This is a genomic window from Tabrizicola sp., from assembly GCF_041911175.1.
GTDB lineage: Bacteria > Pseudomonadota > Alphaproteobacteria > Rhodobacterales > Rhodobacteraceae > Tabrizicola.
The window spans coordinates 26,265-38,463 of record NZ_JAYRPN010000064.1 but is presented as its reverse complement, the minus strand read 5'-3'; the positions used below and the strand labels follow the sequence as shown (position 1 = coordinate 38,463).

Genomic DNA, 12,199 nt, shown 5'->3' with positions numbered 1-12,199 from the left:
CGCAAACCCCACGGCTATTTCGAACGATCCTACTTCCGCACCGGCTTCGACTTCCTCAGAACCCAAATCCGCGCAAACACACACCTCGCCAAACACCTGGCGACAATCCTTCAAACACCACAACGAACAACGAGAGTCGTGTAGGTTAGGCGTTGGTCAACCCGTCGAGTCCCGCCCCGGCGTCGCGCGGGTCGGGGCGGGTTTCATGCGGAGCGCGTTCCGCGCAAGTCTTTCGTCTCGCCGCTTTGCGTGAAGGACGCAAAGCGGCTCGGATGTGCCTCCGGCGGGGATATTTGGACAAATGTGAAATTGAATGCGTGGTGGTCCTATCGCCAGCGGAGTTCCGCAAGCAGCGGCTGGTGGTCCGAGGGTTGGTGGCCCTTGGTCGGGACATGGCCCAGCGGGACGAGATCGAGGTCTGGAGAGTGCACGATCCGGTCCAAGGGCAGGATCGGGCGGCGCGAGGGGAAGGTGGCGGCGGTCGGCAGGATCACGAAGGGCGCCGCGAGACGGCCAAGGCCCACCCGGCGCGAATGTTCGTTGAAATCGCCGAGGATCACGGTGGGGCGCGCCGGGTGGCGGTTCAGCGCAGCCTTGATCGCATCGATCTGTGCGCGGCGAGCGGACCGGAGGAGGCCGAGATGCACGGCCACCACGCGCAGCGGTGCAGGCGTGTCGAGGTCGGCGATCACCGCGCCGCGCGGCTCGTGACCGGGCAGGTCGAGATGCTCGACCCCGGTCAGATGGATGCCAGGCCGGGCCAGCAGCGCGTTGCCATGCCAGCCGAGGCTGACGGCGTTGCGCCCGACGGGCAGCGGCTCCAGGCCGGTCAGGCTGGCGATCTGGTCGCGCGGCAGGGCGGAGGGGCGGTCGCCAAGTCGTTTGTCCGCCTCTTGCAGCGCGACGATATCGGCCCGGAGCGCGGCAATCCCGGCGAGCACCCGTTCCGTGTCGCGGCGCAGGTCGGTGCCGACCGCCTTGTGGATGTTCCAGGAGGCGACGCGCAGGCTGGGCTTGGACTCGGGTGTCATCGCGCCAATATAAGTCACAGGAACCGATCCGGGAGAAGGTCTTGCCTGCTCCATCCGCCATCGTCCTGACTGCGATCCGGGCGCTCCTGGCCTTCGAGGCAGGAATCGCCCTGTTGCGCGGGGTCTGGCCTGCGGTCTTCGTGACCCTGGCGGCCCTGGTCCTGACCCTGCTGCCGGAATTGCTGGCCAGCCGCGTGGGCCTGCGCCTGCCGCCGAGCTTCCTGGCCGCGATCGGGGTCTTCGTGCTGGCGACGCTGTACCTGGGCGAAGTGCGGGATTTCTACGACCGTTTCTGGTGGTGGGACCTGGCGCTGCATTTCGGCTCGGCGATGGGATTCGGGATCCTGGGGTTCCTGCTGGTCTTCATGCTGTTCCAGGGCGACCGCTATGCCGCGCCGCCCTGGGCGCTGGGGGTCCTGTCCTTTTGCCTGGCGGTGACGGCAGGGGCCCTGTGGGAAGTGTTCGAATACGCGATGGATACGCTCTTCGGCTTCGACATGACGAAGTCGGGGCTGCCGGACACGATGGGCGACCTGATGGTCGACGCGGTGGGGGCAGCGCTGGCCGCGCTGGCCGGGGTGATCTACCTGCTGGGCCGGGCGGGACGGCTGGGGGCGCCCTTCGACCTGTTCATCGAGACCAACCGCAGCCGCTTCCGCAAGGTCTTTGCCCGCAAGCGGCGGTAGGCAGGGCGCCCGGAAGTGCCCTGCCCTTCCGGTCAAAGCGCGGCAGCGATGGTGTCCGCGATGGAGGTCGTCGGGCGGCCGATCAGACGCGAGAGCGTGCGGCTGTCGTCGGCCAGCGCGCCGTGGCCCGCCTGGGCATCGCTGTCTGCGAGGACCTGGGCGAAACCTTCCGGCAGGCCGAAGCCCTGCAGCGCCCTGGCATAGTCGGCCTCTGCCATCGGCACATAGGCGACGGGCTTGCCCGCAGCCTTGGCGACGGCGGCGGCGAACTCCGCGCCGGAATGGGCGGTATCGCCGGCAAGTTCATAGGTCTTGCCGCTATGGGCCGCGTCCAGTGCCGTGACCGCGATGGCCTCGGCATAGTCCTTGCGGGCGGCGGAGTTCACCCGGCCCTCGCCCGCCGCGCCGATGATCGCGCCGTGCTGGACGGCAGCGTCCAGCGCGCCGGTGTAGTTCTCGGTGTACCAGCCGTTCCGGAGGATCGTCGCGGGGATGCCACTGTCGCGGATCGCGGTCTCGGTGACGATATGGTCCTGCGCCAGGAGCATCGGCGAGGCGTCGCCCTTCAGGATCGAGGTGTAGACCAGCCGCTTGACGCCTGCGGCCCTGGCGGCGGCGATGACCTTCCTGTGCTGGCCCGCACGGTCGTTGAAATCGTTCGAGGAGACGAGGACGAGCGTGTCGATTCCCTTCAGAGCGGCGGGATCGGCACTTGTGTAATCGAAGGCGCGGGTCTCGACGCCCAGATCGGCGGCCTTCGCCGGATCACGCGCGAGCGCGACGGGCCTGGCGCCACGGGCCTTCAGCGCGGCGATGGCGAGGCGGCCAAGCTGGCCGGTGGCTCCGGTAACGGCGATGGTCATGGGTCTCTCCTGTGGTTGACAGGGGGAGACATACGCCATTACTTACGAAACGGAAGTACGAACGAATTTGTTAGTACTGGACAGGGGCGCACAGGATGACCGGCATGGATGCACAGGCTTTGCTCGACCACTGGCAGCTGGGCAATGTTCTGGCGGCCGATTGCCCTTCGCGGCCGGTGTTGCAGCACCTGACGAACCGCTGGGGCACGCTGGTGATGGTGGCGCTGGCGACGGGGCCGCACCGCTTTGCCGAACTCAGGCGCAAGGTCGGGGGCGTCAGCGAGCGGATGCTGAGCCAGACGCTGAAGGACCTGGAGGCGGACGGGTTCGTCCTGCGGACGGCGCATCGGGTGGTGCCGCCGCATGTCGATTACGAGCTGACGCCGCTGGGGCAGCAGGCGGCCCGGCATGTCGTGGCGCTGGCAAGCTGGATCGAAGGGGCGCTGCCGGAGATCCTGGCGGGCAAGGCGGCGCTGGCGGCGGAGTGAGGGGGCCGGACAGACCTATTCCTCGCTCGGCGGCCCGAAGCGTGCCAGCATCCGCTCCCTGATCTGGTCCCGCGCCTGCCGGTAGGCGGCCAGTTTCGCCTCGCGGGTTTCGCCCAATCCGGTGGGGTCGAGGATCGGCCAGTATTCGATGTCGAGATGGTGGAACCGGGTCAATTCCAGCGCCATTCGCTGGCTTGCGGGACTCAATGCGATGATCAGGTCGAATTGCGAAAGGTCGTCGCCCCAATCCTGCATCTCCTCGAAGGAACGGGAGCGGTGGCGCGACAATTCGATGCCCAGTTCCTGACAGACGGCGACGGTAAAGCCGTCGATCTCCATGTCGTTCTTCACCCCGGCCGATTGCACATAGGCGCGCTGGCCGTAGAGCTGTTTCATCAGCCCCTCGGCCATCGGCGAGCGGACGGCGTTGTGGTCGCAGCAAAAGAGGACGGATTGCGGGAAGTCGCCCAAAGCCTCAGCCCCAGTGCAGGACGCAGATCAGGGTGAAGAGGCGCCGCGCGGTGTCGGTGTCGACCTCGGCCTTGCCCTCCAGCCTTTCGCGCAGGATCGCGGCGCCCTCGTTGTGGATGCCGCGCCGCGCCATGTCGATCGCCTCGATCTGGCTGGGCGGCAGGCGTTTCACCGCATCGAAGTAGGACTCGCAGATCTGGAAATAGTCCTTCACCACCTGGCGGAAGGGCCCGAGCGAGAGGTGGAATTCGGCGGCCTTGTCGCCGGTTTCGGTGGCGATGTCGAAGACGAGGCGGCCCTCGCGGATCGCCAGCAGCACGCGCCAGGGGCCGTCGGGCATCTCTCGGTCGGGGCGGCGGGCGGGGGTGAAGGAGTTCTCCTCCAGAAGGTCGAAGATCGCGACGCGGCGTTCCTGTTCGATCTCGGGCGTGGGGCGGGCGAGGCCCTTCTCGTCGATCTCGATCTGGCAGATGCGGTTCATGGCTTCGGGTCCCTGCGGTTCGGACGGTGATGCCAAAGCCTTGTCACCCACGCAAGGGTCAAGCGGGATCAGCCGTTCAGCCGGTCGAGCCTTGCCCGGACGGAAAGGCCATGCGCCTGAAGGCTCTCCGACTGCGCCAGCCGTTCGGCGGCGGGACCGATGGCTTTCAGCGCCTCGGGGGTCATGCGGGCCAGCGTGGTGCGCTTCAGGAAGTCGAGCACCGACAGGCCGGAGGAGAAGCGGGCCGAGCGGGCGGTGGGCAGGACGTGGTTCGGGCCGCCGATATAGTCGCCGATGGCCTCGGGCGTGTATTGGCCAAGGAAGATCGCCCCGGCATGGGTGATCTGGCGGCTGAGCGCCTCGGGGTCGGCGGTGCAGAGTTCAAGGTGTTCGGGGGCGACGCGGTTGGAAAGCGTTGCGGCCTCGGTCAGGTCGCGGGTGACGATGACCGCGCCGTGTTGCGCCCAGCTGGCCCCGGCGATGGCGCGGCGTTCCAGGGTTTCCAGCCGCTTCGCCACGGCTTGCGCGACGGCCTGCCCGAAGGCCGGGCTGTCGGTGACCAGGATCGACTGCGCGCTTTCGTCATGTTCGGCCTGGCTGAGGAGGTCGAGCGCGATCCAGTCGGGGTCGTTGTCGGCGTCGGCGATGACCAGGATTTCCGATGGTCCCGCAATCATGTCGATGCCGACCCGCCCGAAGACCCGGCGCTTGGCGGCGGCGACGAAGGCGTTGCCGGGGCCGGTGATCTTGTCCACCGGGGCGATGGTTGCCGTGCCATAGGCCAGCGCCGCAATCGCCTGCGCGCCGCCGATCCGGTAGACTTGGTCCACCCCGGCGATGCGGGCGGCGAGGAGGACAAGCGGGTTCACCCTGCCGTCGGGCGTCGGGCAGGCGATGATGAGGCGCTCCACCCCCGCGACCTTGGCGGGGATCGCGTTCATCAGCACCGACGAGGGATAGGAGGCGAGGCCGCCGGGGACGTAGAGGCCCGCCGCCGAAACGGGCGTCCAGCGCCAGCCGAGCGTGGCGCCCGCGCTGTCGGTCCAGCTTTCATCCTGCGGCTTCTGGCGGCTGTGGTAGGCGCGGATGCGGTCTGCAGCCAGTTCCAGCGCGGCGCGGTCTTCGGGCGAGACCTTCGCGATTTCCGCGTCGATCTCTTCTTGCGAGAAGGCGAGGGTTTCGGGGGTGAGGGAAAGGCGGTCGAAGCGATGGGTCAGTTCGATCACCGCCTGATCGCCACGGCTGCGGACATCGGCGATGATCTTCGCCACCGCCTGATCGACATCCTCGGCTTCCTCGCGCTTCTGGCCGAGGAGGGTCTGGAAGTCAGCCTCGAAGTCCGGGTCAGTGGTGGTCAGGAAGACGGGCATCGGGGCCTCCGGCTGGTCGCGGTCCAGATAGCGCGTGGGGAAGCCGGGCTCAAGGCTGGAGGCGGGCGGCAAAGGTTTTCGAAAACTTTTGCAAATTCCTTCGAAGGAATTTGGCCCTGTTCTCAGCCGTGGTTCGGAACCTTGCCCGAAGGCGCGCGGTAGGGCCGGGTCACGTCGTCGAGCCGGACATCCAGTGTCTCGACCTCCAGCGCGATGGCCCCGTCGCCCGCCAGCGTTAGGGTCAACCGACCCGTACCGTCCTCACCCGGATCGAACGACATGGACAAAAGCGACAATACGAGGTCCCTTTCGCCGCGATCGAAGCCCATTGTTTGCACTTTTCGCACATCATCGACCACAAGCAGCGAACGGACACGCTCATAGGCCCGCCCCAGCCGCTCGGCCTCGGCGCGGTCTTCCCAGCGGAAGCGGTTCAGAAGGACCGCAAAGCGACGACGGCGGGCATCGAAGGCCAACTCGGTCGCCGGCAGGACGGAATCCTGCACCAGGGTCGAGATCACCTTCAGGTCCTCGCCATCCTGCGCCACCAGCCGCAGGGGCTCTTCACCTCCGTCCTGAAACCGGGCGTCGGTCATGCCTGGATGCGCTCGATATGCGCCCCGCAGGCGCGCAGCTTCTCTTCCACCCGCTCATAGCCGCGGTCGAGGTGGTAGACGCGGGAAACCACCGTCTCGCCTTCCGCCGCGAGGCCCGCCAGGATCAGCGAAACGCTGGCGCGCAGGTCGGTCGCCATCACCGGCGCGCCTTTCAGCTTCTCGACCCCCGTCACAGTGGCGGTGCCGCCGTGGACGTCGATCTTCGCGCCCATGCGGATCAGTTCGGGGGCGTGCATGAAGCGGTTCTCGAAGATCTTCTCTTCCAGCACCGAGGTGCCCTCGGCGGTGCAAAGGAGCGCCATCATCTGCGCCTGCAGGTCTGTCGGGAAGCCGGGGAAGGGTTCGGTCGTCACGTCCACCGCCCGGACCCGGCCGTTCTTGCGCGCGACTTTCAGGCCCCGATTGGTCTGGGTGACGGAGACCCCCGCCGCATCCAGCTTTTCGGCGAAGCTTTCCACCAGGTCCAGCGTGCCGCCGATGCATTCCACCTCGCCGCCGCAGATCGCGGGGACCAGCATGTAGGTGCCAAGCTCGATCCGGTCGGTCACCACCTGATGCGTGGCGCCGCCCAGCCGGTCGGTGCCCTCGATGGTGATGGTCGAGGTCCCCTCGCCCTCGATCTTCGCGCCCATCTTCTTCAGGCAGCGGGCCAGGTCGACGATCTCGGGCTCGCGCGCGGCGTTCTTGATGACCGTGGTGCCCTTGGCCAGCGTCGCCGCCATCAGCGCGTTCTCGGTGGCCCCGACCGAGACGAAGGGGAACTCCACCACCGCGCCTTTCAGCCGCCCGCCGGGGGCCTTGGCATGGACATAGCCGTCACGCAGGTCGAGGTCGGCGCCCATCGCCTCCAGCGCCTTGAGGTGCAGGTCGACGGGCCGCGCGCCGATGGCGCAACCGCCGGGCAGCGAGACTTCGGCATGGCCGTAGCGGGCGAGCATCGGGCCAAGCACCAGGATCGAGGCGCGCATCTTGCGCACGATGTCGTAGTCGGCCTTGAAATTGGTGATCGAATGGCTGGACAGCGCCAGCACCAGCCCGTCCTGCAGGCTGGCGACCTCGGCCCCGAGCGACTGGAGGAGCTGCGTCATGGTGCGGATGTCGGACAGGCGCGGCGCGTTGGTCAGGGTCAGCGGCTCGTCCGACAGAAGCGTCGCGGGCATCAGCGTCAGGCAGGCGTTCTTCGCCCCCGCGATCGGGATCGCCCCCGACAGGGCCCCGTTGCCACGCACCAGAATCGAATCCATCTGCCCTAGTCCCCTTCCGTCTCGTCCAAATCGTCGCCCGGGCCGTCTTCGGCTGTGCGGGCCCTTGCCTGTGCCTTCCGGCGCGCCATGTTGGCCTTGAGCGCCGCCTTCAGCCGGTCCTCCCGGCTTTCGGGGCGCCGGGGCTTCCGGGCCTTGTCGCTTGCGGGCGGGTCCAAGGGGCTGCGCATGGGCAGGCTTCTACCTGAAGGGCGCGGGTGGGTCCAGAGAGGGCCGGAATTCCCGCCCCTACCCCCTTGCGCGCCGTTCCGATTGCGTCTAATCACCCGCCCACCAACGGCGCTGCAGTAGCTCAGTGGTAGAGCACTCCCTTGGTAAGGGAGAGGTCGAGAGTTCAATCCTCTCTTGCAGCACCACCCATCCCCTTGATCACAAAGAAAACCCTTGATCTCAAGGGCTTCGTGCCATTCTCTGTTCCAGAATTCGTTCCAGAACGGGGCATGCGGTGGCAGGAAAGTTGCGTCATTGGCGGGAGAAGGACGGCAGATTCTACGCTCGCCTGGCAGTGCCCAAGGAGCTTGTTCCGTTCGTCGGCAGATCGGAACTGATCGAACCCCTGGGGAGCGACAGGCGTGGCGCGATGCGTCAGCACCCGGCCGCCGTGGCCCGTCTGCAGGCCCAAATCACCAAGGCAGGCATGGAGGCCGCACAGACGGGTGCTATCGTGGAGCCTCTGGCCCACTTCCCGATGACTGACGAACAGCTGGCCGCGCGTCTCTATCAGATAAGCCTGGAACTAGATGACCAGGGACGCCTCTCTCGGGGCTACGCATCCATCGGGATCGACGATGGCTATGTGGCTACCCTGCGTTCCGCCCGTGCCGGTGCGTTGTCAGACAGCGAGCTATACGATCTTGTCGGGCCTCAGATCGAGCGGTTTCGGCTTGCGGGGAATGTCACCGCCGCTCCAGCGTCGCGCGAGTGGCGTCGTCTCGCGCAGGTGCTTTGCGAAGCTGAACTCGAAGCCCTGTCCCGGATGGTCGAGAGGGACGAGGGGGACTTCACCGGCACTCCTCCCGAGACCTCTGTCGTCAGAACCGCACTTCCTGACGAGCCAATCCCCCCTGTTCCGCTATCCAATCTCTTCGATGATTACATCAAGTCTCGGCAAGCCCTAGGCAAGCACACGGATGGTGGCAGAAGGTGGAATGTCGCGATCAAGAGTCTCGTCAAGCATCTGGGCCATTCGGACGCACGGAAGATCACAAAGCGCGATCTGAATGCTTGGCTGGAAGCTCTGCAAGCCGAAGGCATCGCCACGCGGACAGTGGCTAACGTCTACCTCGCCAGCGTGCGGGCTGTCCTGAGATGGGCGCATGAAAAAGACAGGCTGCCCTCGAATGCATCAGACGGCGTGCGCCAGGAAGTGCGCAAGACCGTGCGCTCACGTGAGCGGGGCTACACGTTGGCTGAAGCGAAGCGGCTGCTTCGTGCTTCAGTTGGTTACATCCCTGCAGAGCCCGCCAACCCGTCGAACCGCGAGAAGTCCTGCCTGACAGCAGCCAAACGCTGGATCCCGATCCTGTGTGCGTTTACTGGTGCCCGGGTCGTCGAAGTGGCACAGCTTCGGAAGGAAGACGCGCGGAAGGAAGGCCAGCGCTGGGTGATCCGGATCTCGCCGGAAGCCGGCTCGGTCAAGACCGGCGTTTACAGGGATGTGCCCCTGCATCCGCAGATCATTTCCCTCGGTTTCATCGATTTCGTGAAGTCCTCGAAGTCGGGTCCTCTGTTCCACAATGCCGCCAAGCCGGAGAAGTATCTTGATGGAGCGAGGGTCACTGCCGGTCGACTTTCAGAATGGCTGAACCGGACCGGCGTCGTGCCCGAAGGTGTGCAGCCGTCACATGGCTGGCGTCACCGCTTCAAGACCTTGGGCCGAGAGCTTGGTCTATCGGATAGAATCGTTGATGCGATCCAAGGGCACGCGGGCAGAACGGCAGGAGACGGCTACGGCGATGTCAGCATTCTGGCGATGGCCCGTGTCATCGACGCCCTGCCAGACTATGATTTGACTGCCGAGTTCTCCGTAGCTGGTAGCGAGTAATCGCCTTCGGCTATTTGGGCGCGAATTTGCGCGATCGTTTAAAAACATCGATGGGGGATCATCAGAGCAAAGATTTTCAATGATCGTTGACATTCCTATCGGATCACTGCAATCTCTGAGAAGATTTCAACGATCGTGAAAAACATGGCTATTTCACGCCTGATCGATACCCCCATAGCCTTAGGCGCAGCGATCCGTGCGCGACGGAAGGCGCTTGGCCTCCGACAATCCGATGTTGCCCTGCAAAGCGGTGTGACACTCCCCACCGTGAGCGCGATCGAGAACGGCAAAGAAAATGCCCGTATTGGCATTGTCCTGCAGATCTGCCGCGATCTTGGCCTCAAGCTTGAGGCGAAAGGCTGATCGTGGCCGCGCTGGAACTCGATGTGTATTTCGAGGGTATGGAGCATCCCGCTGGTCGGCTGGCCCGGGCGGAAGATGGCGCCACCTCATTCAGATACCTGACAGACGATATCCCGCACCCGCTGTCGCTTTCGCTGCCTGTGCGCGAAGAACCATACGGAGACAGCCATGCGCGCAGCTTCTTCTCCAACCTCCTCTTCGAGAATGCCCAACGCGAACAGGTCATGCAGCGACATGGGATCGATTTCTCGGATGTTGTCGGTCTGTTGGCACACCTTGGCGCCGATTGCCCCGGATCGATCTCCTGCGTGCCGGTCGGAGGGGAACCGGCAAAGATGCCGGGCGACCTTGAGACGGATTATGTATCGCTGGCAGAGGAAGATCTTCGCCGCATCATGGTATCGCTGCGTAACTTCCGGCGCGTGCCGGACGACACCAATGATCCATCGCCCTTGGCCGGCGTCCAGGGCAAGATCGCCCTCGCTCGGCGGCCGGACGGCAGCTTTGCCCTGCCGAGACCGGGGCTGAATGTCCCCACCACACATATCCTGAAGGTCCCCCGTGCGGGAGAGATGACAACTGTAGATCAGGAACACCTGCTGATGGGGATCATGGCAGAGGTTCAGAGGCACCCGGTGGCACGCACGGAAGTGATTGGCGAGGGTGATCTCCGCGGTCTGCTCGTTGAACGCTTTGATCGCCTCGTGAAGGGAAACTCGGTGCGCCGTCTGCACCAGGAGGACTTTGCCCAGGCGCTCGGTCTCGGCCCGCAGCTGAAGTATGAGCGGAACGGAACTGCCGAGCGCCGGTTCAACGCGGACGCAATCCGGAAGGTTCTGGATCAAACGGCCACTCCCGGTCCCTCACGACAGGCGTTCCTGGAGATCACTTTGGCCAACCTGCTTCTGGGCAACACGGACAACCACGCGAAGAATCACGCGTTGCTCTACCGAAGCCCTCGTCCGGACTTCGCCCCAGTCTACGATGTGGCCCCCGTTCTAATTGACGACCGAGTGCTTCACCAGTTGTCCTTCAACATCGGGAACGCGACGATGACGGACGAAATCACGTCAGAGGACCTGAATGCCTTCCTCCTCGCTCTGGGCTTCCCACGTGTCACTGGTGCGCTGATGCAGCGTCTGCGTGGCATTGCGCAGGCGATTGTTGGCAAGATTCCGGAGATGAACGGACCAATCAGAAAGCGCATCGGCGATGCCATCGCCGAACAGGCTCGGTGGATCGCCCCCGCTATCGGTGCCGAGGTGATCATTCCTGAAAGAGATCTGATCATTGTGAACCGTCCTTGACGATTCCGCCGTGGCGCAAGGTTGGATGAGGCTGGCTTGCACCTGTCAGTCAGACTTCTTCAAAGTGAACAGGATATGCTCCAGCTGACCAACATCCTCGATCGCAAGTCGTAGGAGATCAGCATGGGCGAGGTCCCTCATGGTCTTCAAACCGGCGTGTCGGCCATAGATCGGCCGACCCTTCTCGTCATTCTCTGCGTAGAGGTCGGAGGCGGGATAGTCCCGGCAGTCACAACCTGGGTTGCCTAGCCGACGGGCGTGATCCGCCCGCAGCCACAGGTTTGCCGGGGCACTCGGCGCTTTCTCAAACATCAGGCCGATCCGTTCTCCATTTCGTGCAACGATGACGTAGCGCGCGGCCAGCTTTGACTGGTGGCCTGCTGGGTGCTCGATGCACATGGAGTCGAGGATACCCAGACAGGCACGCTTCAGCTCTTCCCGAATCATAGGCCCGACCCTCAGTGCGAGCCCAGACCGAGGATCTGGGTCAGCCGCTTCCTGATGAGTTTTTCGCGCGCCCGCACGAACTCTGGCAGTTGCATAACATCGCACAGGTCGAGCCTCTCCGGGATCATGTGCTGGTCGTAGAAGTCCACGTTGCGACCAGTGATCCAGGACCGGAACGGGATGTCCCGCTTTTCGATATTCTCCTCACCCCGCAGCAGTTGAAGGTTCCCCACACGGTTCACCGAATCCAGAAGCTCCTGGATCCGATACTCCGGCAAGTTCCGCCCCCGCAGGACGCTCTTCTGCGCGTGCACCTGGGGAATGATGTGGTCCACATGCCAGTTCGACCCTGACCAGTCGAGCCCGTCGTAGAGCAACGACAACGCGATGAACGTCCGCGGCTTGCCATACTGCAAGTCAAGCAGTTCATCGATCGTGCGGTCGTCGACCTGGGAGAACCAAGGGATGAATCGAGGCCGCATAGTATTATAGCCAAATGCCGGTATACCGACTAGATCGCGGGCGTGCGCGACGTTGCGAAACACCGCATCTTCGAGAAACCCGCGCCGGGAACTGCGATCGCTGTGTGCCGCGCGAGTGGCCGCTACATCAATGTTGCTGCGGTAGCTTTGCGACGTCTTCACCGGCGATTCTCCGCCCTGTTCGTCGCCTTGTCCACTTGCTGCAGTAGGACCAGCGCTCGCAACCTGCGGCGACACGTTTTCCATCGGTGACAGCCTCCATTATGGAAGGTGCGCTCGGATACCTG

At 64.7% G+C, this 12,199-nt stretch carries 15 protein-coding genes and 1 tRNA gene; 6 read left to right on the top strand and 10 right to left on the bottom strand.

The features are described from left to right. Positions 1–326 precede the first annotated feature (326 nt). Positions 327–1,031, bottom strand: coding sequence for an endonuclease/exonuclease/phosphatase family protein (locus ACE3P6_RS08630; RefSeq protein WP_374393815.1), 705 nt, complete (start codon positions 1,029–1,031; stop codon positions 327–329). Positions 1,032–1,072: 41 nt separating this feature from the next. On the opposite strand from ACE3P6_RS08630, the gene ACE3P6_RS08625 reads away from it, so the two are divergent. Next, on the top strand, positions 1,073–1,717 hold the full coding sequence (locus ACE3P6_RS08625; protein ID WP_374393813.1) for a hypothetical protein: 645 nt from the start codon (positions 1,073–1,075) through the stop codon (positions 1,715–1,717). 32 nt (positions 1,718–1,749) lie between these two features. Here ACE3P6_RS08625 and ACE3P6_RS08620 read toward each other — a convergent pair whose 3' ends face one another. Then, positions 1,750–2,580, bottom strand: a complete 831-nt coding sequence (locus tag ACE3P6_RS08620) for an SDR family oxidoreductase (RefSeq protein ID WP_374393811.1) — start codon at positions 2,578–2,580, stop codon at positions 1,750–1,752. A 95-nt stretch (positions 2,581–2,675) separates the two neighbouring features. Between ACE3P6_RS08620 and ACE3P6_RS08615 the strand changes: the two genes are divergently transcribed. Further along, positions 2,676–3,068 carry a winged helix-turn-helix transcriptional regulator gene (locus ACE3P6_RS08615; protein ID WP_374370924.1) on the top strand — a complete coding sequence of 131 codons (393 nt, stop codon included), beginning with the start codon at positions 2,676–2,678 and terminating at the stop codon, positions 3,066–3,068. A 15-nt stretch (positions 3,069–3,083) separates the two neighbouring features. Here ACE3P6_RS08615 and ACE3P6_RS08610 read toward each other — a convergent pair whose 3' ends face one another. The 6 genes from ACE3P6_RS08610 to ACE3P6_RS08585 all read right to left on the bottom strand — a co-directional run bounded on the left by ACE3P6_RS08610 (position 3,084) and on the right by ACE3P6_RS08585 (position 7,439). Further along, entirely contained in the window at positions 3,084–3,539 is a 456-nt protein-coding gene (locus ACE3P6_RS08610) for a low molecular weight phosphatase family protein (RefSeq protein ID WP_374393808.1), read from the bottom strand. 4 nt (positions 3,540–3,543) lie between these two features. Continuing rightward, positions 3,544–4,020 carry a UPF0262 family protein gene (locus ACE3P6_RS08605; RefSeq protein ID WP_374393805.1) on the bottom strand — a complete coding sequence of 159 codons (477 nt, stop codon included), beginning with the start codon at positions 4,018–4,020 and terminating at the stop codon, positions 3,544–3,546. A gap of 68 nt (positions 4,021–4,088) precedes the next feature. Continuing rightward, positions 4,089–5,390, bottom strand: a complete 1,302-nt coding sequence (hisD, locus tag ACE3P6_RS08600; RefSeq protein ID WP_374393803.1) for a histidinol dehydrogenase — start codon at positions 5,388–5,390, stop codon at positions 4,089–4,091. A gap of 122 nt (positions 5,391–5,512) precedes the next feature. Next, the gene (locus ACE3P6_RS08595; protein WP_374393801.1) at positions 5,513–5,986 is read right to left on the bottom strand and encodes a DUF2948 family protein; all 474 of its coding nucleotides are present in this window, start codon (positions 5,984–5,986) and stop codon (positions 5,513–5,515) included. Then, the gene (murA, locus tag ACE3P6_RS08590) at positions 5,983–7,251 is read right to left on the bottom strand and encodes a UDP-N-acetylglucosamine 1-carboxyvinyltransferase (RefSeq protein ID WP_374393799.1); all 1,269 of its coding nucleotides are present in this window, start codon (positions 7,249–7,251) and stop codon (positions 5,983–5,985) included. Before murA ends, ACE3P6_RS08595 begins: the two co-directional genes overlap by 4 nt. A 5-nt stretch (positions 7,252–7,256) precedes the next feature. After that, positions 7,257–7,439: a hypothetical protein gene (locus ACE3P6_RS08585; protein WP_374393797.1), complete on the bottom strand. Its 183-nt coding sequence runs from the start codon at positions 7,437–7,439 to the stop codon at positions 7,257–7,259. Between the two features lie 111 nt (positions 7,440–7,550). Here ACE3P6_RS08585 and ACE3P6_RS08580 point away from each other — a divergent pair. From ACE3P6_RS08580 to ACE3P6_RS08565, 4 genes are all read left to right on the top strand, one after another. Next, a tRNA-Thr gene (locus ACE3P6_RS08580) sits at positions 7,551–7,625 on the top strand. An 89-nt stretch (positions 7,626–7,714) separates the two neighbouring features. Next, a complete protein-coding gene (locus ACE3P6_RS08575; protein ID WP_374393795.1) occupies positions 7,715–9,313 on the top strand; it encodes a site-specific integrase in 1,599 nt (532 codons plus the stop codon). Positions 9,314–9,457: 144 nt separating this feature from the next. Next, on the top strand, positions 9,458–9,676 hold the full coding sequence (locus tag ACE3P6_RS08570; RefSeq protein WP_374393793.1) for a helix-turn-helix domain-containing protein: 219 nt from the start codon (positions 9,458–9,460) through the stop codon (positions 9,674–9,676). Positions 9,677–9,678: 2 nt separating this feature from the next. Then, positions 9,679–10,983, top strand: coding sequence for a HipA domain-containing protein (locus tag ACE3P6_RS08565; protein ID WP_374393790.1), 1,305 nt, complete (start codon positions 9,679–9,681; stop codon positions 10,981–10,983). A 45-nt stretch (positions 10,984–11,028) separates the two neighbouring features. Here the strand turns inward: ACE3P6_RS08565 and ACE3P6_RS08560 are convergent, their stop codons facing one another. After that, positions 11,029–11,430: a hypothetical protein gene (locus tag ACE3P6_RS08560; protein WP_374393786.1), complete on the bottom strand. Its 402-nt coding sequence runs from the start codon at positions 11,428–11,430 to the stop codon at positions 11,029–11,031. 11 nt (positions 11,431–11,441) lie between these two features. Next, entirely contained in the window at positions 11,442–12,158 is a 717-nt protein-coding gene (locus ACE3P6_RS08555; RefSeq protein ID WP_374393784.1) for a DUF1524 domain-containing protein, read from the bottom strand. Positions 12,159–12,199: the final 41 nt, after the last annotated feature.

Bases quoted from the DNA above. Each gene is read 5' to 3' on its own strand.
- ACE3P6_RS08630 (WP_374393815.1), bottom strand. From the start codon at position 1,031: ATGACACCCGAGTCCAAGCCCAGCCTGCGCGTCGCCTCCTGGAACATC.
- ACE3P6_RS08620 (WP_374393811.1), bottom strand. From the start codon at position 2,580: ATGACCATCGCCGTTACCGGAGCCACCGGCCAGCTTGGCCGCCTCGCC.
- ACE3P6_RS08615 (WP_374370924.1), top strand. From the start codon at position 2,676: ATGACCGGCATGGATGCACAGGCTTTGCTCGACCACTGGCAGCTGGGC.
- ACE3P6_RS08605 (WP_374393805.1), bottom strand. From the start codon at position 4,020: ATGAACCGCATCTGCCAGATCGAGATCGACGAGAAGGGCCTCGCCCGC.
- hisD (WP_374393803.1), bottom strand. From the start codon at position 5,390: ATGCCCGTCTTCCTGACCACCACTGACCCGGACTTCGAGGCTGACTTC.
- ACE3P6_RS08595 (WP_374393801.1), bottom strand. From the start codon at position 5,986: ATGACCGACGCCCGGTTTCAGGACGGAGGTGAAGAGCCCCTGCGGCTG.
- murA (WP_374393799.1), bottom strand. From the start codon at position 7,251: ATGGATTCGATTCTGGTGCGTGGCAACGGGGCCCTGTCGGGGGCGATC.
- ACE3P6_RS08585 (WP_374393797.1), bottom strand. From the start codon at position 7,439: ATGCGCAGCCCCTTGGACCCGCCCGCAAGCGACAAGGCCCGGAAGCCC.
- ACE3P6_RS08570 (WP_374393793.1), top strand. From the start codon at position 9,458: ATGGCTATTTCACGCCTGATCGATACCCCCATAGCCTTAGGCGCAGCG.
- ACE3P6_RS08560 (WP_374393786.1), bottom strand. From the start codon at position 11,430: ATGATTCGGGAAGAGCTGAAGCGTGCCTGTCTGGGTATCCTCGACTCC.
- ACE3P6_RS08555 (WP_374393784.1), bottom strand. From the start codon at position 12,158: ATGGAAAACGTGTCGCCGCAGGTTGCGAGCGCTGGTCCTACTGCAGCA.